Source organism: Actinocorallia longicatena, from assembly GCF_039534125.1.
Classification (GTDB): Bacteria; Actinomycetota; Actinomycetes; order Streptosporangiales; family Streptosporangiaceae; genus Actinocorallia; species Actinocorallia longicatena.
On sequence record NZ_BAAAUV010000005.1, the window covers coordinates 421,326 to 442,881 of the forward strand.

At 72.6% G+C, this 21,556-nt stretch carries 18 protein-coding genes; 9 read left to right on the top strand and 9 right to left on the bottom strand.

Features of this window, described 5'->3' with window-relative positions; all coding sequences use genetic code 11:
* Positions 1-4 precede the first annotated feature (4 nt).
* From ABD785_RS12805 to ABD785_RS12830, 6 genes are all read left to right on the top strand, one after another.
* Positions 5-1,708: a thiamine pyrophosphate-dependent enzyme gene (locus ABD785_RS12805; RefSeq protein WP_344826696.1), complete on the top strand. Its 1,704-nt coding sequence runs from the start codon at positions 5-7 to the stop codon at positions 1,706-1,708.
* Between the two features lie 79 nt (positions 1,709-1,787).
* Positions 1,788-2,861 carry an Ldh family oxidoreductase gene (locus ABD785_RS12810; protein ID WP_344826701.1) on the top strand — a complete coding sequence of 358 codons (1,074 nt, stop codon included), beginning with the start codon at positions 1,788-1,790 and terminating at the stop codon, positions 2,859-2,861.
* Positions 2,854-3,645, top strand: coding sequence for a siderophore-interacting protein (locus ABD785_RS12815; RefSeq protein ID WP_344826705.1), 792 nt, complete (start codon positions 2,854-2,856; stop codon positions 3,643-3,645). Before ABD785_RS12810 ends, ABD785_RS12815 begins: the two co-directional genes overlap by 8 nt.
* Positions 3,646-3,773: 128 nt before the next feature.
* On the top strand, positions 3,774-5,573 hold the full coding sequence (locus tag ABD785_RS12820) for an HSP90 family protein (protein WP_344826709.1): 1,800 nt from the start codon (positions 3,774-3,776) through the stop codon (positions 5,571-5,573).
* Complete coding sequence (locus tag ABD785_RS12825) at positions 5,573-8,086, top strand: hypothetical protein (RefSeq protein WP_344826712.1); 2,514 nt, start codon at positions 5,573-5,575, stop codon at positions 8,084-8,086. The genes ABD785_RS12820 and ABD785_RS12825 overlap by 1 nt, the downstream gene beginning before the upstream one ends.
* Positions 8,087-8,113: 27 nt before the next feature.
* Complete coding sequence (locus ABD785_RS12830) at positions 8,114-8,335, top strand: hypothetical protein (protein WP_344826714.1); 222 nt, start codon at positions 8,114-8,116, stop codon at positions 8,333-8,335.
* Here ABD785_RS12830 and ABD785_RS12835 read toward each other — a convergent pair.
* Entirely contained in the window at positions 8,273-9,379 is a 1,107-nt protein-coding gene (locus ABD785_RS12835) for an AI-2E family transporter (RefSeq protein ID WP_344826716.1), read from the bottom strand. The genes ABD785_RS12830 and ABD785_RS12835 overlap by 63 nt on opposite strands.
* Before the next feature lie 28 nt (positions 9,380-9,407).
* Positions 9,408-9,608 (bottom strand): CsbD family protein, encoded by a 201-nt coding sequence (locus ABD785_RS12840; protein WP_344826719.1) that lies wholly within the window; start codon positions 9,606-9,608, stop codon positions 9,408-9,410.
* 166 nt (positions 9,609-9,774) lie between these two features.
* On the opposite strand from ABD785_RS12840, the gene ABD785_RS12845 reads away from it, so the two are divergent.
* Positions 9,775-11,436, top strand: a complete 1,662-nt coding sequence (locus tag ABD785_RS12845; protein WP_344826722.1) for a RecQ family ATP-dependent DNA helicase — start codon at positions 9,775-9,777, stop codon at positions 11,434-11,436.
* A gap of 9 nt (positions 11,437-11,445) precedes the next feature.
* On the opposite strand, the gene ABD785_RS12850 is transcribed toward ABD785_RS12845, so the two are convergent.
* Genes ABD785_RS12850 through ABD785_RS12875 form a run of 6 tightly spaced genes read right to left on the bottom strand, consistent with a single transcriptional unit; the run spans position 11,446 to position 19,192 of the window.
* Positions 11,446-13,236, bottom strand: a complete 1,791-nt coding sequence (locus ABD785_RS12850; protein WP_344826725.1) for a M3 family oligoendopeptidase — start codon at positions 13,234-13,236, stop codon at positions 11,446-11,448.
* Between the two features lie 9 nt (positions 13,237-13,245).
* The gene (locus ABD785_RS12855) at positions 13,246-14,436 is read right to left on the bottom strand and encodes an ROK family transcriptional regulator (RefSeq protein ID WP_344826728.1); all 1,191 of its coding nucleotides are present in this window, start codon (positions 14,434-14,436) and stop codon (positions 13,246-13,248) included.
* 8 nt (positions 14,437-14,444) lie between these two features.
* A complete protein-coding gene (locus ABD785_RS12860; RefSeq protein WP_344826731.1) occupies positions 14,445-15,614 on the bottom strand; it encodes a Gfo/Idh/MocA family protein in 1,170 nt (389 codons plus the stop codon).
* Complete coding sequence (locus ABD785_RS12865; RefSeq protein WP_344826734.1) at positions 15,611-16,675, bottom strand: substrate-binding domain-containing protein; 1,065 nt, start codon at positions 16,673-16,675, stop codon at positions 15,611-15,613. Before ABD785_RS12865 ends, ABD785_RS12860 begins: the two co-directional genes overlap by 4 nt.
* 28 nt (positions 16,676-16,703) lie before the next feature.
* Positions 16,704-17,645, bottom strand: a complete 942-nt coding sequence (locus tag ABD785_RS12870; protein WP_344826737.1) for an ABC transporter permease — start codon at positions 17,643-17,645, stop codon at positions 16,704-16,706.
* Positions 17,645-19,192, bottom strand: coding sequence for a sugar ABC transporter ATP-binding protein (locus tag ABD785_RS12875; protein ID WP_344826741.1), 1,548 nt, complete (start codon positions 19,190-19,192; stop codon positions 17,645-17,647). The genes ABD785_RS12870 and ABD785_RS12875 overlap by 1 nt, the downstream gene beginning before the upstream one ends.
* Before the next feature lie 180 nt (positions 19,193-19,372).
* Between ABD785_RS12875 and ABD785_RS12880 the strand changes: the two genes are divergently transcribed.
* On the top strand, positions 19,373-19,771 hold the full coding sequence (locus ABD785_RS12880; protein ID WP_344826744.1) for a hypothetical protein: 399 nt from the start codon (positions 19,373-19,375) through the stop codon (positions 19,769-19,771).
* Between the two features lie 11 nt (positions 19,772-19,782).
* Here ABD785_RS12880 and ABD785_RS12885 read toward each other — a convergent pair whose 3' ends face one another.
* Entirely contained in the window at positions 19,783-20,535 is a 753-nt protein-coding gene (locus ABD785_RS12885) for an IclR family transcriptional regulator (protein ID WP_344826748.1), read from the bottom strand.
* A 66-nt stretch (positions 20,536-20,601) separates the two neighbouring features.
* Here ABD785_RS12885 and ABD785_RS12890 point away from each other — a divergent pair, with 66 nt between their 5' ends.
* Positions 20,602-21,552 carry a substrate-binding domain-containing protein gene (locus ABD785_RS12890; RefSeq protein ID WP_344826751.1) on the top strand — a complete coding sequence of 317 codons (951 nt, stop codon included), beginning with the start codon at positions 20,602-20,604 and terminating at the stop codon, positions 21,550-21,552.
* The last annotated feature ends 4 nt before the right edge of the window (positions 21,553-21,556 follow it).

Here is a 21,556-nt window from a genome sequence, read left to right on the forward strand (position 1 = left end):
TCTCATGACATACACCGCCGACGGCGGCGACGCCGTCATCAGCGCGTTCAACGCGATCGGGTCGGACCACCTGTTCTGCGCGTCCGGGTCGGAGTGGGCGCCGGTCTGGGAGTCGCTCGCCAGGCGCCACCGCGACGGACTGCCGTGCCCGCGCTATCTCGACCTCAAGCACGAGACCGTCGCGGTCGGGATGGCCACCGGCTACGGCCTGGTCACGCGCCGTGCCCAGGGCGTCCTGCTGCATGCGGGCCCCGGCCTGCTGCAGGGATCGATGGCCGTCCACGGCGCGCTGCTGGCGGGGGTGCCGATGGTGGTGGCCTCGTCGGAGTCCAGCACCTACGGCGACGGCGACGGGCCCGACCCGGGCGGCCAGTGGTACCGGAACCTGTCCGTCGTCGGCGGCCCGCACTCCTTCGCCCAGCCGTGGGTGAAGTGGTCCAACCAGGCGGCGAGCGTGGCGACGCTGGCCGCCATGGTGACCCGGTCGGCCGAGATGGCCGAGCGGGCCCCCGCCGGGCCCGCCTACCTCAACATCCCGCTGGAGGTCCTGCTCGACCCCTGGGACGAGCAGGAGGTGAAGCCGGTGGCCGCCAAGGGCTCGACGGTCAGCGCCCCGGAGGAGATCCGGGCCGTCCTCGACCTGATCGCGTCCGCGGCCACCCCGGTGATCGTCACGGAGACCGCCGGCCGCGAGGCCGGCGGGATGGAGGCGCTCGTCGACTTCGCCGAGACCCTGCGGATCCCCGTGGTCGAACCGCAGTCGGCCGTGTGCGCCAACTTCCCGCGCACCCATGAGCTGCACGCCGGTGGCGACATCGGCCCGTTCATGGACACCGCCGACCTGATCATCCTGGTGAACTGCCGGGCGCCGTTCTATCCGCCGAGCAGGCGCCCGGCCCGGGCCGCGGTCGTGGTGATCGACGAGGTCCCGCAGCGGCCCCACGTCGCCCACCAGGTGCTCTACGCCGACCACTACCTCGAAGGGGGCGTCCCCGCCACGCTCAGGGCCCTCGCGAGCGGGGCCCGCGAGCAGGGCCTGGCGCTCGAGGCCGCCCGGCGGCCCGCAAACGAGGAGCAGGCGGCCCGCCACGCCGCCGAGACGGAGTCCGCCGCCGAGGTGGAGGCGCGCGCCGCGGCCGGCGACCGGATCGATCCGGTCCTGGTGGCGCTGCGGCTGCGCGAGCTGCTCGAGGGCGACGAGACGATCGTCGTGGACGAGACCATCACGCACAGCAGGGTCGTGCAACGGCATCTGCGGCGCACGGAACCCGACTCCTACTTCTACGTCCAGGGCGGCCTCGGCCAGGGCATCGCCGTCGCGCTCGGCGTCAAGCTCGCCGAACCCGGCAGGACGGTCGTCTTCACGGTCGGCGACGGGGCTTTCCTCTACAACCCCGTCATCCCCTCCCTGGACGCGTCCAGGGAGAACGGCCTCCCGCTGCTCATCGTCATCTTCAACAACCGCAAGTACCTGTCCATGAAGATGAACCACCTGCGCTTCTACCCTGACGGCGCGGCCGTCGAGACCGGCGAGTTCCTCGGGGTCGACCTGGGCGGGCAGCCCGAGCTCTCCGCCTTCGGCGAACCGTTCGGCATGCACGGCGAGAGCGTCTCCCACGCCACTGAGCTCGTCCCCGCGCTCGACCGCGCGCTGAAGGCCGTGCGCGGCGGCACCACCGCCATCGTCAACATCGCGGTCTCCCGATGACCCCTGATCTCACGACACCCGATCTCACGACACCTGATCCGCTGACACTTCCTCCGCTGACACCCCTGGAGCAGTACTGATGCCTCCCGCGCCGAAAGCCGTGATCCCCGCCGCGGAACTGACCGGATTCGTCACCGCCCTGTTCGCCCGCTCGGGCGTCTCCGACGAGCACGCCCGCACGATCGGCGACGTCCTGGTCTGGGCGAGCCTGCGCGGCGTCGACTCCCATGGCGTCGCCCGGGTCCCCCGCTACCTGGAACTGCTGGACTCGGGGGAGGCCAACCCCACGCCCGTCATCCGGCTGACCTCGAACTCCCCGGCGGTCGCCGTCCTGGACGCCGACCGCGCGCCGGGGCCCGTCGCCCTCTCCCTCGCCGCGGCCAAGGTGATCGGCCGCGCCCAGGCCAACGGGATCGGTGCGGTCGGCGTGCGCGGGACCGTCCACACCGGCGCCATCGGCTACTACACCTCGCTGATCGCCGCCCAGGGACTCGTCGGCATCGCGTTCGTCGCGGGAATGCCGAACATGAGCTACACCGGGGTCAAGGGCGCTGCCGTGGCGACCAGCCCGCTGTCGGTCGCCGTGCCCGTCGAGGGACGCACACCGGTCCTGCTCGACATGGCCACCGCGGGCATCGCCCTCGGCAAGATCGCCCAGTACCGCACCAGCGGACGGCCCCTGCCGGAGGGCATGGCCGCCACCGCCGAGGGCGTCCCGACGACCGACCCGGCCCTCGCCCGGATGCCGCTGCCGCTGGGCGGCGCCAAGGGCGCGGGAATGTCCCTCTCGTTCGAGCTCATCACGAGCGTCCTGCTCGGCGCTCCGATCCTGTCCGCCTTCCACGGCGACGACCCGGACGGCCGGGTTCACCGGCAGAACGCCCTGCTCCTGGCCCTCGACCCCGCGGCGTTCGGCAACGGCGGGGACTTCGCCGCGGCGGCCGCCGCCACGGTGGATACGCTGAAGGGACTGCCACGGGCGGACGAGGAGATCGACATCCTCTACCCGGGTGAGCGCGGAGCCTCGGTCGCCGAGACCCGCGCAGCCGATGGAGTCCCCGTCGCGGCCAAGATCTGGAGCGAGCTTCAGACGGCCGCGGACAAGCTCGGGGTCGCTCCGCCCGAGCCGTTGAAAGGAACGTCGCATGGCTGAACGTCCGGAACGCAGGCCCCGCCGGGTCACCACCGCGCAGGTGCGGACGGTCGAGCGGATCACGCCGCACATGATCAGGGTCGTCCTCGGCGGCCCCGGCCTGGAGGGGCTCGTGATCGGGGAGTACACCGACCACTACATCAAGCTGCAGTTTCCCGCCGAAGGGGAGGGGGAGCGGCCGCGGACGCGGACCTACACCGTCCGGGCCTGGGACGCCGGTGAGCCGGCGCTGACGGTCGATCTGGTCCATCACGGCGACGTCGGCCTCGCCGGGCCGTGGGCCGCGAGCGTCCGCCCCGGAGACGAGATCACCTTCGGCGGTCCCGGCGGCGGCTACGCCCCGGACCCCGCCGCGGACTGGCATCTGCTCGCCGGTGACGAGAGCGCTCTGCCCGCGATCGCCGCCTCGCTGGAGCGCCTCGAGCCGGGCGCCCGCGCCCATGTGTTCGTCGAGGTCGCGGGGCCGGAGGAGGAGCAGAAGCTGGAGACCGCCGCCGACGCCGTGGTCACCTGGCTGCACCGGGGCTCCTCTCCGGTGGGGGAGCGGCTCGTCCGGGCGGTGACGGCGCTGGACTTCCCCGCGGGCGACGTGCACGCCTTCGTGCACGGCGAGGCGGGCTTCGTGAAGGAACTGCGGCGGCTGCTGCTCCTGGAGCGGGGCGTGCCCCGCGACCGCGCGTCCATCTCGGGATACTGGCGCCTCGACCACGACGAGGACGGCTGGCAGGCCGGCAAGCGCGACTGGAACCGCCAGGTCGAACTCGAACAGGACGGCCCCGCCTGACGGCCCGCCTGAGGGGGATGGTGGATTCGGGAGCCTCGCCGGCGGGTGCGGCGCCGCCGGCGGCGGTTCCCGTCCGCGGCGATTTACTCTGTCCTGGATTGTCCGGCTAGGCCGATACGATCTCGCGCATGACGGACGATGGGGCGGCCGCGCACGCCTTTCAGGTGGATCTTCGGGGACTCGTCGATCTGCTCTCGCACCACCTGTACTCGAGCCCGCGGGTCTATGTCCGCGAGCTGCTGCAGAACGCCGTGGACGCCGTCACGGCACGGCTGCGGACCGAACCCGGGGCGCCGTCCGCGATCCGGATCTCCCTGGCCGGCGGCGGCCTGCGGATCGACGATCCCGGCATCGGCCTGACCGAGGGGGACGTCCACCGGTTCCTCGCCACGATCGGCCGCTCCTCCAAGCGCGACGACCTCGAGGGCGCCCGCCGCGAGTTCCTCGGCCAGTTCGGCATCGGCCTGCTGGCCTGCTTCACCGTCGCCGAGGAGATCCGGGTGGTGACCCGCTCGGTGACCGGTGACGCGGTGGTGGAGTGGCGGGCGGCGTCCGACGGCACCTACACCGTCACCGTCCTCGACGAGGAGCGCGCCCCGGGCACCTCGGTCTTCCTGACCCCGCGCTCCGACGCGGAGCAGTGGTTCAGGCCGGAGACCGTGGTCCAGCTGGCCCGCGACTACGGCGCGTTGCTCCCGTACGAGGTGACCGTCGCCGCCGAGGGCCGTGAGGTCCGCACCACCGACAGCCCGCCCGTCTGGGACCGCCGCTTCGCCTCACCCGCCGACCGGCGGGTGGCGCTGCTGGAGTACGGGCGCGACGTGCTCGGCTTCAGCGCCCTCGACGTGGTCGAGCTGGACGTCCCGCTGGCGGGGGTGCGCGGCGCCGCCTACATCCTGCCGCGCGCCGCCAGCCCCGCCGAGGGCTCCCGGCACCGGATCTACCTCAAGGGGATGCTGCTCGGCGACTCCGTGGCAGGGCTGCTGCCCGAGTGGGCCTTCTTCGCCCGCTGCGTGATCGACACCGACACGCTCCGGCCCACCGCGTCACGCGAGAGCCTCTACGAGGACGACACGCTGCTGGCCGTCCGGGAGAATCTGAGCCTCCAGCTGCGCGACTGGCTGGCGGGGCTCGCCGCCACCGACCCCGGCAGGCTCGTCGCCTTCCTCGCGGTGCACAGCCTCGGGGTCAAGGCCTTGGCCAGGCACGACCTCGACCTGTTCCGGATCATGCTTCCGCATCTGCCGTTCGAGACCACCGACGGCCAGGTGCCGCTCGCCGAGTTCGCCCGCCGCCACACGGTCGTCCGGGTGAGCCGGAGCGTCGAGGAGTTCCGGCAGATCGCGCCGATCGCGGCGGCGCAGGGCGTCGGGATCGTCAACGGCGGCTACACCTACGACGCCGAGCTCGCCGCGCTGCTGCCGCGGATCGTCGACGGGGTGCGGACCGAGGAGCTCGCCGCCGACGCGGTCGCCGACGCTCTCGACCCCGTCCCCGCGGAGGAGGAGCTGGCGATGTCGGGCTTCCTCGCCGCCGCCCGCGCCGCGCTCGACCCGCTCTCCTGCGACGTGGTGCTGCGCGCCTTCGACCCGGTCACCGTGTCGGCGCTGCACCTCGACTCGCGTGAGGCCCGCACCGAGCGGACCCGCGCCGAGCTCGAGGCCGACTCCGACGACCTGTGGGCCGACCTGCTCGGCGCCCTGAAGGAGAGCGCGCCGCGGGCACGGCTGGTCCTCAACCACCGCAGCCCCGTCGTCCGGCGGCTGGCCACGATCAAGGAGCGCGCGCTGCTGGCGACGGCGGTCGAGGCGCTCTACGGCCAGGCGCTGCTGATGACCCACCGGCCGCTGCGGCAGGTCGACGCCGCGCTGCTCAACCGCACCTTCGACGACCTGCTGACCTGGGCTTCCCGCTCGCTGGAGGACTGATGAACGCCGAGGAGATCCGCGCCGGCCTCGCCGAGTGCGACCGTCTGCCCAAAGGACGGGTGAAGGCCGAGCGGCTCGAGACCCTGGCCGAGGCCGCCCGCGCCGGGTTCGACCGGAAGCTGGAGGCCGACGTGCTTCTCACGCTGGTCAGGTCCTACGAGTACGGCGGCGAACGCGACAGGCTGCCCGTCGCCTTCGGCCGCATCCTCAAGATCTACGACGAGTTCCCGCTGGAACTGTCCTCCCACACCCACACGATCCACTGGCAGCTCAAGTGGATGACCTACGGTCTGGTCCGCAACCCGGCGGTCCCGCTGGCGACCGCGGAGCGGTGGCTGGGCGAACTGGAGTCCCGGTACCGGCAGAGGGGCTACAGCGCCCGGCCGATCCTGTCCTTCCGGTCGCTCCTGGCGGAGTACCGCGGCGACCGGGCGGAGGCCGAGGCCATGATGGACGCCTCCCTCGCGGCCGAACGCGACGAGATGGCCGACTGCGACGCCTGCGAGCGCAACGACTGGGGCAGCCTGCGCGCCCATCTCGGCGACGACGAGGGGGCGCTGGAGCACTGGGCCCCGATCCTCGACGGCGAGCGGCACTGCATGGAGGAACCGCACCGGGTGCTCGCCAAGGCCCTTCTCCCGCTGGTGCGGACGGGCAGGATCGACGAGGCGCGCTCGGCCTTCCTGCGCGGCTATCCGATGGTCCGCCTCCAGCCCGGGCTACGCGAGGCCGTCGGGTTCCATCTGGAGTTCTGCGCGCTGACCGGCAACGAGGCGCGGGGCGTCGAGCTGCTGGCGGAGCACGTGGCGTGGCTGGACGAGCGCGGCGCCGACACGGCGCCCCGCCTGGGCTTCCTCAGCGGGGCCGCGGTGCTGCTGCGGCGGCTGCGGGCCCTCGGCCACGACGGGCTCACGATCGGCGGCCGGGACGCCGCCGGGCTGAGCGCGGAGATCGAGGCGGAGATCGCCGAGCTGGCCGCGAAGTACGACACCCGGCACGGCGACACCGTGTTCGGCGCCGGGGTCGAGGCCCGCCTGTCCTCGCCGCCGCTGCTGGCGAGCCTCCCGCTGGGAGCGGTCGCCACCCGGCTGCCCGCGCCCGTCGCGGTGGAGGCCGGCCTTCCGGAGGAGACCTTCACGTCCCTGGTCGCCGAGGCCCGGCGGCTCTCGGCGGCGAACCATCCCGGCGCGGTCGCCGCCTGGAGCCGGGTCGCGGCCCGGCAGGAGGAGCCGCCCGCGGATGTGGCCGCCGACCTCGCGCGGGCCGCCGCCCTCGGCCTGGCCGCGGAGGAGCCGCCGGCCGCCGTCGTCGCGATGCTGGCGGCGGCGGAGCTCTACCGCGCCCTCGCCGACACCGCACGGGAACTGCAGTGCAGGTCGGCCGCCGGTGCGATGCTGGCGGCCGCCGGGCGGGAGGACGGTCCCGGCATGGTCGAGCGGGCCGTCGCCGCGGCGGAGAAGGCCTTCGCCGACGGCGTCCTGACCCCCGCCGCCTATCTCAGGGTCCGCTCCCACCTCAGGCACGCCTGGTTCGCGGCGGAGGACACCGCCGCGTTCGAGGCCGAGCTGGCCCTGGCGGCCGCGCTGGACGTGCCGGAGGAGATCGCCCGGCTCAACGACGGCCTGGCCAGGATCCTGCTCGGCAGGGGCGAGACCGACGCCGCCCGCCCCGCCCTCGAGGAGGCGGTCAGGCTCGCCCTGGAGACCGGACGCCCGTGGGAGGCCGCCGACCGGACCGCGATCCTCGCCCAGCTCGCCCTCGAAGCCGGTGATCCGGCCGAAGCCGAGACCCTCGCGCTGCGAGCGGCGGAGTACGGGCGCGGAGCGGCCGAGCCGGACCTGATGGCCGCGATCGCCTCGCTTCGGGTCGAGATCCTCCAGCGACAGGACCGGCACCTCGACGTGGTCGCCGCCGCGCTGGAGGCGGCCGGTCTCTGGTCGGAACTGGCCGAGCCCGACACCCTCCACAACACCTTCATCGCCGCCCGCGCCTACCAGGCCCTCGACCGCCACGACGAGGCCCTGAGCCTCTACGACCAGGTCGCCGACCGGATCGAGATCCCCTACCAGGGCGTCTCCCTGGCGGGAGCGCGGCGCTCCCTCGGCGACGCGCTCAAGGCGGGTGCCCGGTACGACGAGGCGGCGGAGCAGTACCTTCAGGCGGCGCTGATCGTCCAGGACGATCCCCGGTTCACCCGCTTCCTCGCCGAGCTGTCCTGGTCGGCGGGGGAGGCGCTGGAGTACTCCGCCGGGCCCGACAGCGCGGCCGCGGCCTATGCGCGGTCCGCCGCGCTGTGGAAGGAGTGCGACGCGCTCGACCCCTACGTGCGCACCAGCAGGGCCGCCGCGTGGTGCCGTTTCGAGTGCACCGGCGACGACGATCCGGGCATCGTGGCGATGCGCGCCGTCGTGGCCGAGCTGGAGGCGGCGCCCGCAGGGGAGGAGAGGGCGGCGCTCCTCGAGGACACGCGGTATCAGCTCACGCAGATGCTCCGGCGTGTTTCGAACACCTGAGCGAGCTCCCGGAGTACGCTCGCGGGCATGTGGGAAGAAGAACAGATCATCGCCGAGGTCGCGGCCGCCGGGCCGGTCTGCATCACCCGTCACGGGCGCCGGTACCCGGTCCGCGTCATCGAGCAGTGGCAGGAGCCGGGCGGCGCGCGCCAGTACCGGCTCCAGGTCGCGGGCGACCGCGGCGTGCTAGCGATCGCCGAGGTCGTCGCCCGCGGCCAGGGCTTCGCCCTGCGCCACTGGTGGACCTGACCCCTCCGGCGGCGCGCCGTCCGCCGCCCTGAACCTGTGGATCAGCGCGACGGCCACCGAGGCGACCGGGGCGGCGAGGAACGCCCCGGTGATCCCCGCGACGGTGCCGCCGAACGCGATCACCACCAGGATGACGGCGCCGGGCAGCTCCAGCGCCCGGCCGTAGATCTGCGGCGCCAGGATGTGGCCCTCGAGCTGCTGGACCGCGATGGTGACGATCACCACGATCAGCGCGACCAGCCAGCCCTTGGCCACGAACGCGACGATCGCCGCGAGCATTCCGGCCAGGAACGCCCCGACGATCGGCAGGAACGCCCCCACCCAGGTGAGGACGGCCAGCGGCAGCGCGAGCGGCACCTGGAGGATCCACAGGGCGAGCCCGATGAAGAATCCGTCGACGAAGCCGACGACGGCGATGCCCCGGATGTACCGGCTGATGACGTCGAAGGAGAGCTGGACGCCCGACACCAGCCGCTCCCGGCCGCCCGCGGGGAACAGCTCCGCCAGCCAGTGCAGCAGGCTCCGCCCGCCATGGGTCAGGTAGATCGCCAGAACCAGCGCCAGGACGGTGCCGACGAGGATCTCTCCCGTGGTCCTGATCCCGCTGATGGTCCCGCTGGCGATCTTGCCGGACTGTTTCGTCAGCCAGGAGCGTCCCTGGGCGATCAGGTCGGCGACGTGCCGGTCGTCGAGGCCGAAGGTCGCGGCGGCGTCCCTGGCCTTGTCGCGGATCTGGTCGACGCTGCCGCTGAGCTCGTCCATGCTGCCGGCGGTCGGCCGGGCCAGCAGCAGGAACAGCCCGGCGGCGAGCAGCAGCCCGGCCAGGCAGACCACCGTGGTGGCCAGGGCCCTGTTGAGGCCCCGGCCCATCAGCCAGCGGCGCGGCGGGATCAGCACGGACGCCACGAAGACGGCCAGCACGACCGGAATCGCGACGGTCCGCGTCTCGTACAGCAGCCACACCGCGATGGCGGCGAGCACCACCACCAGAAGCCGGTGCCCCGCCCGCAGCGTCGACCGCCGCAGTCCCCCCTCATCGATCACATGATCAACATGCCCGGCCGGGAGCGGGTCAGTCCCGCTTGAACATGCCCTTGACCTTGTCGGCCGCATCGCCGACCGCGTCCTTGACCTTCTCGGTCGCCTGCTGGGCCTGACCCTTGACCTGGTCGCCCTTGCCCTCGCCCTGGAGTTCGTCGTCGCCGGTCATCTTGCCGAGGGCTTCCTTGCCCTTGCCCTTGAGCTCGTTGGCCTTGCCTTCCAAGTCACCCATTCTGAACTCCTCCGTCCGGAATCCGCCGAAGCGGCTCGCAGAGCACCCTGCCCTCGGGCGGGGACCGCTAGCTCCCGCCCCGGCAAAGACGCGTCTGATCATTTTTGGGGAAACCCGCATGAGCGGGGCCGGGCGGGGTAATGCGGCGTCGGCTGAGGGAGGCTCGATGGGCTGGCGCGAGAGATGGGTCCGGCACGGCGGGCGGCGGCGGATCCGCCGGGTCGCCCGGGACGTGTTCGGCTACCGCGATCTGCGGCCGGGACAGGCCGAGGCGATGGCCGAGGTGCTCCTCGGCAGGAACGCGCTGGTCGTCATGCCGACCGGCGGCGGGAAGTCGGCCGTCTACCAGATCCCCGCCCAGCTGCTGCCGGGCCCGACGATCGTGGTGTCGCCGCTGATCGCACTCCAGCGCGACCAGATGCTCTCCATCAACGGGCGCGGCGGCCGGGCCGTCGTGGTGAACTCCGCTCGCTCCGACGGCGACGCCGCGCTGGAGCGGATCCGCGCCGGCCACGCCGACTACGTGTTCCTGGCCCCCGAACAGCTCGCCAAGCCGGACGTCGTGGAGCGGCTCGCCGCCGCGGGGCCCGCGCTGATCGCCATCGACGAGGCGCACTGCGTCTCGTCCTGGGGCCATGACTTCCGCCCCGACTACCTGCGGCTCGGATCGGTCATCGACCGGCTCGGCCGTCCGCCGGTCCTCGCCCTGACCGCGACGGCCTCGCCGCTGGTGCGCGCCGACATCGTCGAGGTCCTCGGGCTCGCCGGGGCCCGGCAGATCATCCGGGGCTTCGACCGGCCCAACCTCTTCCTCGAGGTCAGGCAGGAGGTCGAGGAGGCGGCCAAGCGGCGGGCCGTCCTCGACGAGGTCGCCGGCCGGGACGGGCTCGGCCTGGTCTACACCGCGACCCGCAAGGACGCCGAGGCCTACGCCGAGGAGCTCGCGGGAACGGGACGCCGGGTCGCGGCCTACCACGCGGGCCTGAAGGCCTCCCTCCGCGAGGAGGTCCACCGGCGGTTCCTGGCCGACGAACTCGACGTGGTCGTGGCGACCTCGGCGTTCGGGATGGGCATCGACAAGCCTGATGTCAGGTACGTGCTGCACACCGCGCCGCCGGAGTCGCCCGACGCCTACTACCAGGAGATCGGCCGGGCGGGACGCGACGGGAAGCCCGCCGACGCGATCCTGTTCTACCGGATGGAGGATCTCGGGCTCCGCCGCTTCTTCGTGGCCGGCCGCCCCGACGAGGCCCGTCTCCTCCAGCTCGCCACGCTCCTGCGCGAGCACGGCGGCGCGGTCGCCGCCGCCCGCGTCCGCGCCGATCTCGACCTGTCGCACTCCAAGCTCACCGGCCTGGTGAACCTGCTGGAACGGGCGGAGGCGATCGAGGTCACGCCCGGCGGCGAGCTGCGGTACCTGCGGGGCGGGCCCGCCCCGCAGGACGCCGTCGTGGAGGCGCTGGCCCTGGACCGCAGCCGCCGCCGGATGGACGACTCGCGCATCGACATGATGCGCTCCTACGCCGAGACCTCCGGCTGCCGCCGCCGCTTCCTGCTGGAGTACTTCGGCGAACCCCACCCCGGAGCCTGCGGGACCTGCGACACCTGCCGCGAGGCGCCCGCCGCGCCGGTCCCGGCACCGTCCGCCGAGCGGGGTCCCTTCCCGCTGCACTCCGAGGTCGTCCACGGCCTCTGGGGCGCCGGCACCGTGATGAGCACCGAACAGGACCGGATCACCGTCCTGTTCCCCGAGGCCGGGTACAAGGCGCTGTCGCTGGAGGCCGTCCAGCGGGACGGCCTCCTGACCCTCGCGGGACCGGGCGCATAAGGGCGGGGCTCACAGCCGCCCGGCGTCGCGGGCGGCTGCCTCTGCCGCTTCGAGCTTGCGCTCGACCAGGTCGAGACCGCGGTCCCAGAAGCCGGGGTCGGCGAGGTCGATGCCGACGATCGCGCCGAGCTCCTCCGGCCCGCGCGAGCCGCCCGCCGAGAGGAGCTCGAGGTAGCGCGGCACGAACGCCTCGCCCTCCTCCTCGTAACGGGCGTAGACGGCCAGGGCCAGCAGCTGGCCGTAGGCGTAGGCGTAGACATAGCCGGGCGTGCCGATGAAGTGGGGGATGTAGGACCACCAGGTCCGGTACCCCTCGCTCAGCTCGACGGCGTCCCCGAGCAGCTCGCCCTGCGACTCGGCCCACAGTTCGCCGAAGCGGTCCACCGACAGCTCGCCCTCCTCGCGCCTGCCCGTGTGGACGAGGTGCTCGAAGCGGTTCATCGCGACCTGGCGGAAGACCGTCGCGATCGAGCCCTCGATCGACTCGGCCAGCAGCGACAGCCGAGACTCGGGGGTCGGGGCGTGCCGCAGCAGCCGCTCGAAGACGAGGGTCTCGCCGAACACCGAGGCGGTCTCGGCGAGCGTCAGCGGCGTCGACATGTGGAACAGGCCCTGACGGGAGCCGAGCACGCCGTGGACGCCGTGGCCGAGCTCGTGCGCGAGGGTCAGCACGTCCCTGCGCGTCGAGGTGTAGTTCAGCATCACGTACGGGTGCACCTCGGGGGTCCCGTAGGAGCAGAACGCGCCGCCGCGCTTGCCGGGACGGACCGGGGCGTCGATCCAGCGCTCGTCGAAGAAGCGGCGGACGATCCCGCCGAGTTCGGGCGAGAACCCGGAGTAGGTCTCCTGGACGAGGTCGCGCGCCTCGGCCCACGGGACGGACTCGTCGCCGTCGGTCACGGCGGCCATGCGGTCGTAGTCGGAGATCCGGTCGAGGCCGAGCAGCCCGGCCTTGAGGCGGTACCAGCGGCGCGGCAGCTCGTAGCGGCCCCTGACGGCCTCGATCAGCGCGGCCACCGACTCGTCGGACGCCTCGTTGGCCACGTTCCGCGAGGCCAGCCAGTGCGGGTAGGAGCGCAGCCGGTCGTCGGCCGCCTTGTCGGCGAGCAACGTGTTGAAGACGAAGCCACGCGTGCGCAGCCCGGGTTCGAGCGCCGCCGACACCCGCTCCGCCGCGTGCCGCCGCACTTCGCGGTCAGGCGATGCCAGCCGGGAGAGCCCGACCTCGAGGGCGACCGGCTCTCCCTCGCCGAGGTCGACGCGGAGGGCGGCGGTCTGCTCCTGGAACAGCCGCACCCAGGCGTTCCGGCCGGACGACGCCTTCTCGGCGAGGATCTTCTCCTCCGGCTCCGTCAGCAGGTGCGGCCGGTGCTGGCGCGCGGTGACGAGGTGGTGACGGGCGAAGTCGAGGCCGTCGGCGGCAAGGAGCTCCTCGGCCTTGGCGTCGTCGAGGGCGGCCCACTCGAGGCCGAAGAACAGGAGCGCGGTCCTGATCCCGGTGCCCTTCTCCTCGACCCGCTGGAGCAGCGCGCCGTTGGCCGGGTCGGCGGTGGCGACGGAGAAGGCGAGCTGGGCGTAGGTGCCCGCGCGGGTCGTGAGCTCCCTGATCGCGCCGAGTTCCCGCATCACCTCGACGAGCCCGGGCCCGTCGAGGTCGGCGATTCTTCCGGCGTGGGCCGCGGCGAAGGCCTCCGCCCGCTCTCCGGCCTCGGCCAGCAGCCCGTCGACGGCCTTCCGCGGCTCATCGCCGCCGATCAGATCGCCGAGCTCCCACGAGACCTTTTCCAGTTCAGCGTCCATGACGCCACTTTAGGCGGGCTGGTCGACGGCCTGGGGGGAGAGGACGGATTCGATGACCATCACGGCGGCGCCGATCGCGCCGGCGCGGTCGCCCAGTTCGGAGGTGCGGATCAGGAGGTGCTGGGTGGCGAGGGGGAGGGAGCGGCTGTAGACGATCTCGCGGATGCCGGCGAGGAGGTGCTCGCCGGCCTCGCTGATGTCGCCGCCGATGATGATGACGCCGGGATTGAAGAAGCTGACGATCCCTGCCAGGACGTCGCCGATCTCGCGGCCCGCCTGCCGGATGAGCTGGATGGCCTGGCCGTTGCCCGCCCTGACCAGCCGGACGACGTCGCGGCTGTCGGTGGCGTCCAGGCCCAGCTCGCGCAGCCTGGCGGTGAGCGCGCCGCCGCCGGCGATCGCCTCCAGGCAGCCGGTGTTGCCGCAGCGGCAGACCAGGCCCTCGGGGGCGGTGGCCGCGCGGATGTGCCCGATGTCGCCCGCGGCGCCTCGGGCGCCCCGGTGCAGCCGCCGCTCGGTGATGATGCCGCTGCCGATCCCGGTGCCGATCTTGACGTAGAGGAGGTGGTCGGCGAGGGTCGCCGCCGCCCAGTGCTCGCCGAGCGCCATGATGTTGACGTCGTTGTCGACCAGCACCGGGACGCGCAGCCGCCCCCCGAGCCAGCCGGGGACGTCGAAGCCGTCCCAGCCGGGCATGATCGGCGGATTGACCGGGCGCCCGGAGGTGTGCTCGACGGGCCCCGGCAGCCCGAGGCCGAGCCCGCATGCCTCATCCAGGGTGTGGCCGGTCTCCGCGACGAGGGTCTCGAACGCCCCGATCAGCCAGGTCAGCACCGCGTCCGGCCCGTCGGTGATGGGCACGTCGGCGCTGTGCTCGGCGAGGACCGTCGCGGCCAGGTCGGTGACGGCCAGCCGGGCGTGGGTGGCGCCGAGGTCGGCGGCCAGGACGATCCGGGCCGCGGTGTTGAAGGCGAAGGCGGTGGCCGGACGGCCGCCGGAGGAGATCGCGTCCTCCACCGGGACCACCCAGTTCTGGTCGAGCAGCGCGTCGAGCCGGAGTGAGACCGTCGACCGGGCCAGGCCCGTGAGCTGGACGAGCTCCGCGCGGGTGCGCGGTTCGCCCTGGCGGAGGATCGACAGCAGGGCTCCCGCCCCTACGGTTCCGGTGACCAAATCGGCGTCTCCCCGCGTCGCGCGCATGTTCTGGATCATATGGCCGTCCAGCGGCTCCCGTCGGCGGCGCTGACGGTCACGGCCTCGAGCACCCGCTGGACGCGCAGCCCGTCGCCGAAGGACGGCCGGGGGTCCTCGCCGGCGGCGACGGCCTCCAGGAAGTCCTTCACCTCGTGGGTGAAGGTGTGCTCGTAGCCGAGTCCGTGACCGGGCGGCCACCACGCCCCCGCGTAGGGGTGGCCGGGCTCGGTCATGAGGATCCTGCGGAACCCGGCCTCGGCGGCGGGCAGGGTGTGGTCGTGGAAGGACAGCTCGTTCATGGCCTCGAAGTCGAACGCGAGGCTGCCGAGCGAGCCGTTGACCTCGATCCGCATCGCGTTCTTGCGTCCGGAGGCGAACCGGGTGGCCTCGAACGACGCGAGCGCGCCGCCCGCGAACCGGCCGAGGAACAGCGCCGCGTCGTCGACGGTGACGGGGCCGCGCTCCGCTCCGCCCGCGCCGCCGGACAGTCCCGCCGATCCCTCGGCCAGGGGACGCTCCCCGATGAAGGTCTCGGTGATGGCCGACACCCCGGTGAGCAGGTCACCGAGGACGAACTGGGCGGTGTCGACGATGTGCGCGCCGATGTCGCCGAGCGCGCCCGAGCCCGCCCGCTCCTTCCGCAGCCGCCACACCAGCGGGAACTCCGGATCGACGATCCAGTCCTGGAGGTACTGGGCGCGCACGTGCCGGATCTCCCCGAGCCTGCCGTCGGCGACGAGCCGGCGGGCCATCGCGATCGCCGGGACGCGCCGGTAGTTGAAGGCGACCATGCTCCGCACGCCCCGCGCCGCGGCGTCGTGCGCCGCCGCGGCCATGGCCTCGGCCTCGGCGACGGTGTTGGCCAGCGGTTTCTCGCAGATCACGTGCTTGCCCGCCGCGAGCGCCGCCAGGGCGATCTCGGCGTGGGTGTCGCCCGGTGTGCAGATGTCCACGATCTGCACGTCGTCTCTGCGGATGAGCTCCTTCCAGTCCGTTTCGGCCGCCGCCCAGCCGAGGGTCGCCGCGGCCGCGGCGACCCGGTCCGCCGACCTGCCCGCGACGGCCGAGAGAACCGGCGTCACGGGCAGGTCGAAGAACGCCCCGACACTGCGCCAGGCCTGGGAGTGCACGCGTCCCATGAACGCGTGCCCCACCATGCCCACCCCGATGGGCTGTTTCGTCACGATTCGAACCCCAGCGGCAGGTACTTCTCGGCGTTCTCCTTGGTGATGGTCTCCGAGGCCAGGGTGATCGACTGGGGGACCTGCTGTTCGACCAGGTCGCTCATGCCCTTGCCCTGGGCGACGAGGCGGGCGAGCTTGATCGCGGAGGACGCCATGGTGGGGGAGTAGGTGACGGTCGCCTCCAGGACGGTGTCGCCCTTCTGGATGTCGCGGATGGCGTTGGCGGATCCGGCGCCGCCGACCATGAAGAACTCCTTGCGTCCGGCTTCCTTGATGGCGGCCAGGACGCCGATGCCCTGGTCGTCGTCGTGGTTCCAGATCGCGTCGATCTTCTTGTGCGCCTGGAGGAGGTTCGAGGCGACCTTGGTGCCGGATTCGACGGTGAAGGCCGCGTCCTGCTTGGCCGTCACCGAGAACCCGAAGGTCTTGAGGGCGTCGGCGAAGCCCTTGCTGCGGTCCTGGGTGAGGGGGAGGGTCGCGATGCCCTGGATCTCGACGATGACCGGGTTGGCGGTGTTGGCCGCCTTGAGTTTCTTGCCGATGTAGGTGCCGGCGGCGACGCCCATGCCGTAGTTGTCGCCGCCGATCCAGGTCCGGTACGACAGCTTGTCGGGGAAGATCCGGTCGAGGTTGATGACGGGGATCCCGGCGTCCATGGCCTTGCGGGCGACCTGGTTGAGCTGGCCGCCGTCGTTGGGCAGCAGGACGAGGGCGCCGACCTTCTGCTGGATGAGCGACTCGACCGCGGAGATCTGCTGGTTGATGTCGTTGGTCGGCTCGACCGACTTGAAGTCCACGTCGCTGTACTGCTTGGCGGTCGCCGCGGCGTTCTTGGCGATGGCCGCGATCCAGCCGTGGTCGGCTGCGGGCGCGGAGAAGCCGATGACGACCTTGGTACCGGGCTTGTCGTTGTCGCCGCCGGGCGCGGCGGCCGCGGCGGCGGGCTTGGGGTCGTCGTCGCTGGAGTTGCTGGTGCAGGCCGCCGCGAGCAGGCCGGCGCCGACGGCCACGCCGCCGAGCAGGAAACCTCGTCTGGCGGGCGGTTCGATCGCAGGGGACATGATTTCTCCTTGGGGGGTGGGGTGCTGCTCAGGCGCCCGCCGTGCCGCGCCGCTGGAGCAGCACGGCGGCCACGATGATGAGGCCCTTGGCCACGAGCTGGTCGCTGGTGTTCAGCCCGTTGAGGATGAACAGGTTCGTGATCACGGTGAAGATGAAGAGCCCGAGGATCGAGCCGGTGATCGTGCCGCGGCCGCCGGTCAGCAGGGTGCCGCCGATGATGACGGCCGCGATGGCGTCGAGCTCGTAGAGGTCGCCGTGGGTGGAGGACCCCGTCGTGGTCCGCGCCATGATCACGATCGCGGCGATGCCGCAGCACAGCCCGGACAGCCCGTAGAGCAGGAGGGTGTGCCTGCGGATGTCGATGCCCGCCAGCCGCGCCGCCTCGGGGTTGCCGCCGACGGCGTAGGTGCGCCGGCCGAAGGTGGTGCGGTTGAGGACCACCCAGCCCGCCACGACGATCGCCGCGAAGATGTAGACGAGGATCGGCAGCCCGAGCAGCCGCGTCGTCGACAGGTCGACGATCGGGGAGTTGTCCACCTTGACGAGCTGGGTCTTGCGGTCCGACATCCGCTGGGCCAGCCCGCGGGCGGCGACCAGCATCGCGAGGGTGGCGATGAAGGGGACCATCCGGCCGTAGGCGATGAGGAAGCCGTTGACCAGACCCGCCCCGGTCCCGACGGCGATCGCGCAGACGGACATCACGACCGGGCCGTAGGACTGGGTGGCGACCGTCGTGGCCCAGACCGAGGCCAGCGCCATGACCGCGCCGACCGACAGGTCGATGCCGCCGCCGATGATGACGAAGGTCATCCCGACCGTGATGACGCCGATCGTCGAGGCCAGGGCCAGCAGGCTGACCATGTTCGAGGTCGTCGCGAAGCTGTCCGGCGCGGTGACCATCCCGATGATCGCCAGCAGCACGAGCACCCCGGTGAGCCCGAGGTGCGGGACGCGGCGGATCACGGTCATCACTCGTGCTCCTCGATCGTGGGGAGGGAGTCCATGACGAGGTCGAGGACCCGGTGCTCGTCGAGGTCGGCGGCGGGCGCCTCGTGCACGATCCGGCCGTCCCGGACGACCAGCGCCCGGTCGGCGAGGCCCAGCACCTCGGGCACCTCGCTGGAGACCAGCAGCACGCCGACGCCGTCGTCGGCGAGCCGCCGGACCAGGGCGTACAGCTCGGCGCGGGCGCCGACGTCCACCCCGCGGGTGGGCTCGTCCAGCAGCAGCAGCCTGCAGCCCTCGACGAGCCAGCGGCCGAGGACGGCCTTCTGCTGGTTGCCGCCCGACAGGACCCGGACCGGCCGGTCGGGATCGGCGGGCCTGACCCCGAGCGCGGCCACCATCTTCACGGCCTCCGCGCGCTCGCGGCCCGCGTCGGTCCAGCCGAAGCGCGAGAAACGGCGCAGGCTTGCGAGGGTCAGGTTGCGGGCGACGCTCTGGTCCAGCAGCAGCGCCTGGGCCTTGCGCTCCTCGGGCACCAGGCCCATGCCGAGCCGGACCGAACGGTGGGTGCTGCCGAGCCGCAGCGGCCGGCCGAGGAACTCGACCTTCCCGGTCGCCTTGCGCGCCCCGTAGACGGCTTCGAGGATCTCGGTCCGGCCGGATCCGACCAGCCCGGCGAGGCCGACGATCTCCCCCGCCCGCACCGTGAACGACACGTCCCTGACCCGGCCGGGGACCGAGAGCCCGGAGACCCTGAGGATCTCCTCGCCGTCGGCCGTCCCGCCGGCCGGGCGCGGCGGGAAGACGTACTCCACGTCGCGGCCGGTCATCAGCGACACGATCGTGCGGGCCGGGGTGTCACGGGCCGGAAGCCCGACCGCGACGGTCCTGCCGTCCTTCAGCACGGTCACCCGGTCGCCGATCTCGCGGATCTCCTCGAGCCGGTGGGAGATGTAGACGACCGCGACGCCCTGCTCGGTGAGCTCGCGGATGATCCGGAAGAGGTTGGCGACCTCGTCGTGGGCCAGGGCGGCCGACGGCTCGTCCATGACGATCACCCGCGCCTCGTGGGAGAGCGCCCGCGCCATGCTGACGAGCTGCTTTCCGGCGGGGGACAGCCGTCCCACCTCCATGCCGGGCCTGATCTCGCCATGGCCGAGGCGGGACAGCAGCGCCCGGGTCGCGGTGTGGGCGTCGCCGCGGCGGGTGAAGCCGAAACGCGCGTGCTCGTGGCCGAGGAAGATGTTCTCGGCGACGCTCAGCCCGTCGACGAGGTCGAGCTCCTGGTAGATCGTGGCGACGCCCTGCCGCATCGCGGCCGTCGGGTCGCTGAGGCGCACGAGTTCGCCGCCGAGAAGGACCTCGCCCTCGTCGGGCTGGTGCGCTCCGGCCAGCACCTTGATGAGGGTGGACTTGCCCGCGCCGTTCTGGCCGAGCAGGCAGTGGACCTCTCCGGCCCGGACGTCGAGATCGACGCCGTCGAGCGCCCGGACGCCCGGAAACTGCTTGACGATCCCCTTCATCACCAGAAGGGGCGAGATATCGGCCGATTCCCGGCTGATGTCCTTCATAAACCGGGACGGTAGGCCGACTTATAACAACGGTCAAGCAAAAGATTTCAGCTGATCGACATCCCAACCGATTCGATCATCGAAACCGGACCCCGAGATCCGGTGGTAATTACGGTGGATCTGCCAAGTTTTGATGGCTTTCATCCCCTTCGAACGCCCGTCCGGGGAAGGAATATCCGCATGGACATCTCTGCGAGCACCTCCAGAGCGGCCGTTACCGGACTCCTGGCCTCCGCGCTCGCCGCGGGCGTGCTATCGGCACCCGCCGCGGCCGCTGCCGAGACCGCGCCGCCGGGCTCGTCCTGCAAGGTCTTCGTCACCGTCACCCTGGCGGAGAGGGTGCGGCTCCCCCTGTCGCTGCCCGGCAAGGTCGGCGACGACGGTGAGGGGTGCGGCTCGCTCCCCGAGGGCATGGTGACCTTCCTGGTCAACGTGGTCGGCCGCATCGCCGGCGGGCCCGAGCGGGTCAGATCGTTCCTCGGGCGCGGGCTCGTCCCCTGCTCGACCGACCGCACACTCGGCGGCACCGGCAACAACATCCACATCGCCGTCACCTGCGGAGGCGGCATTCCCTCCTGACCGGTCCCGGGTCACAGCGGGCGGCGGTCCTCCAGGGGGAGCAGCAGCACCTCAAGGGTCCTGGCGCACGAGACGGCGCGGTCGAGGAACCAGTCCAGCCTGCCGGTGGTGAGGACGGCGGGGGTGGATCGGACCGCCAGGGCGTAGCGGGCGTTCCCGCCACCGTCCCGGACGGGCACCGCCAGGGTTCGCACCCCCGCCTCCGACTCGCCGTCGTTCACCGCGTAACCGTCGAGGCGGACCTGGTCGAGCTCGTCGCGGAGCTCGCCCGGGTCCACGATGGTCCGGTCGGTCAGCGCGGTCAGCGGCCCGAGCACCGCCAGATCGGCCGGGGGCGACCAGGCGAGCAGGACCTTGCCCATGGCGGTCGAGTGCAGCGGGCGGCGCAGCCCGATGCCGGTGTCGGGACGGACGGTGCCGCCGACCAGGATCAGGACCTCGTTGCCGCTGCGAACGGCCAGGTCGACGGTCGCGGAGGTGGTGCGGGCCAGCCGGCCGAGCTCGGGCGCGGCCAGATGCAGGCGCCGCTGGTGGAAGGAGAGCTGGCCCAGCTCGGTGATCGACGGGCCCAGGCGATAGCGGGCCGACCGGGGGTCCTGTTCGAGGAAGCCGGCCGCGACCAGGGTGCGGGCCAGCCGGTGCGCGGTCGAGCCGGACAGGCCGAGCCGCCGCCCGAGCTCCGACGCGCTGAGCGCGGGCCCGTTGTCGCGGAAGCAGTGCAGCACGCCGAGCGCCCGCTCGACGGCCTGGGCCCCTGAGGTCATCGGTCACCTTTCCCATATGATGGGATCAAACTTGTCCTACCAGAATAGTAGTGATTTGCTCGGGGCATGTCGCACCAGCCCCCTCCGCAGACCCTCTGGTTCACCCGGTGTCCCGTCCCCACCGCGACGGGCATCGCCGCTGACCTGGGCTGGCTCGCCGGGGAGTTCCGCCCCGACGGCATCGAGGTGCGCTCCCTCCAGGACGCCGACCGCACCGAGGAGGCCGCGCACCACTTCAGCCACACGCTCACGAACCTCTTCCGCGAGGGCGGGAACGTTCCCGCACTGTGGGCGCGCGCCCGCGGCCAGGACACCCGTCTGCTCGGCCTGACCTGGATCGAGGAGCGCCAGGCCGTCCTCACCCGTCCCGAGGACACCGGGCGCTGGCGGGAGGGCCGGCTGGCGGTCCCGCGCCGCGACATCGCGATCGACTTCTGGCGGGCGATGGCGCTCAAGGGCTTCGACGGCGTCCTCGACCTGGCCACCGCCGAGCGCGTCGAGGTCAAGGCCGGACCGGAGGCCCCCCAGTGGGAGGCCGAGCTCCGGGCGCTGCGCGACGGCGAGGTCGACGCCGTCTACGTGAAGGGGGCGCTGGCCGTCGAGGCGGCCGCGCGGTTCGGCGCGGTCGTCGCCCTCGACCTGGACGCGCTGCCCGACCCGCGCTCGCGGATCAACAACGGCACCCCACGGCCGATCACCGTCCACCAGCGGCTGCTCGACGAGCGTCCCGACCTCGTCATCCGATTCCTCACCGTGCTGCTCCGCGCCGCCGACTGGGCCGCGGCCCGGCCCCGTGAGCTCCAGCGGATCCTCGCCGCCGAGACCGGCGCGGGCAGCGCCGCCACCGCCACCGCCTACGCCCACCAGCCGCTCCACCCCGACCTCTCGGACGAGCGCCTGGACCTGCTCGCCGAGCAGGAGCGCTTCCTGTTCGCCCACGGTTTCACCGATGCCCCGGTGGACGTCCGTGCCTGGTCCGACCCGGCCCCCCTCGCCGCGGCCCGTCAATCCCTCTAGGAGA

Coding starts and splice junctions, on each gene's coding strand:
- ABD785_RS12805 (WP_344826696.1), top strand. CDS start 5: ATGACATACACCGCCGACGGCGGCGACGCCGTCATCAGCGCGTTCAAC.
- ABD785_RS12810 (WP_344826701.1), top strand. CDS start 1,788: ATGCCTCCCGCGCCGAAAGCCGTGATCCCCGCCGCGGAACTGACCGGA.
- ABD785_RS12815 (WP_344826705.1), top strand. CDS start 2,854: ATGGCTGAACGTCCGGAACGCAGGCCCCGCCGGGTCACCACCGCGCAG.
- ABD785_RS12820 (WP_344826709.1), top strand. CDS start 3,774: ATGACGGACGATGGGGCGGCCGCGCACGCCTTTCAGGTGGATCTTCGG.
- ABD785_RS12825 (WP_344826712.1), top strand. CDS start 5,573: ATGAACGCCGAGGAGATCCGCGCCGGCCTCGCCGAGTGCGACCGTCTG.
- ABD785_RS12830 (WP_344826714.1), top strand. CDS start 8,114: ATGTGGGAAGAAGAACAGATCATCGCCGAGGTCGCGGCCGCCGGGCCG.
- ABD785_RS12840 (WP_344826719.1), bottom strand. CDS start 9,608: ATGGGTGACTTGGAAGGCAAGGCCAACGAGCTCAAGGGCAAGGGCAAG.
- ABD785_RS12845 (WP_344826722.1), top strand. CDS start 9,775: ATGGGCTGGCGCGAGAGATGGGTCCGGCACGGCGGGCGGCGGCGGATC.
- ABD785_RS12850 (WP_344826725.1), bottom strand. CDS start 13,236: ATGGACGCTGAACTGGAAAAGGTCTCGTGGGAGCTCGGCGATCTGATC.
- ABD785_RS12855 (WP_344826728.1), bottom strand. CDS start 14,436: ATGCGCGCGACGCGGGGAGACGCCGATTTGGTCACCGGAACCGTAGGG.
- ABD785_RS12865 (WP_344826734.1), bottom strand. CDS start 16,675: ATGTCCCCTGCGATCGAACCGCCCGCCAGACGAGGTTTCCTGCTCGGC.
- ABD785_RS12870 (WP_344826737.1), bottom strand. CDS start 17,645: ATGACCGTGATCCGCCGCGTCCCGCACCTCGGGCTCACCGGGGTGCTC.
- ABD785_RS12875 (WP_344826741.1), bottom strand. CDS start 19,192: ATGAAGGACATCAGCCGGGAATCGGCCGATATCTCGCCCCTTCTGGTG.
- ABD785_RS12880 (WP_344826744.1), top strand. CDS start 19,373: ATGGACATCTCTGCGAGCACCTCCAGAGCGGCCGTTACCGGACTCCTG.
- ABD785_RS12885 (WP_344826748.1), bottom strand. CDS start 20,535: ATGACCTCAGGGGCCCAGGCCGTCGAGCGGGCGCTCGGCGTGCTGCAC.
- ABD785_RS12890 (WP_344826751.1), top strand. CDS start 20,602: ATGTCGCACCAGCCCCCTCCGCAGACCCTCTGGTTCACCCGGTGTCCC.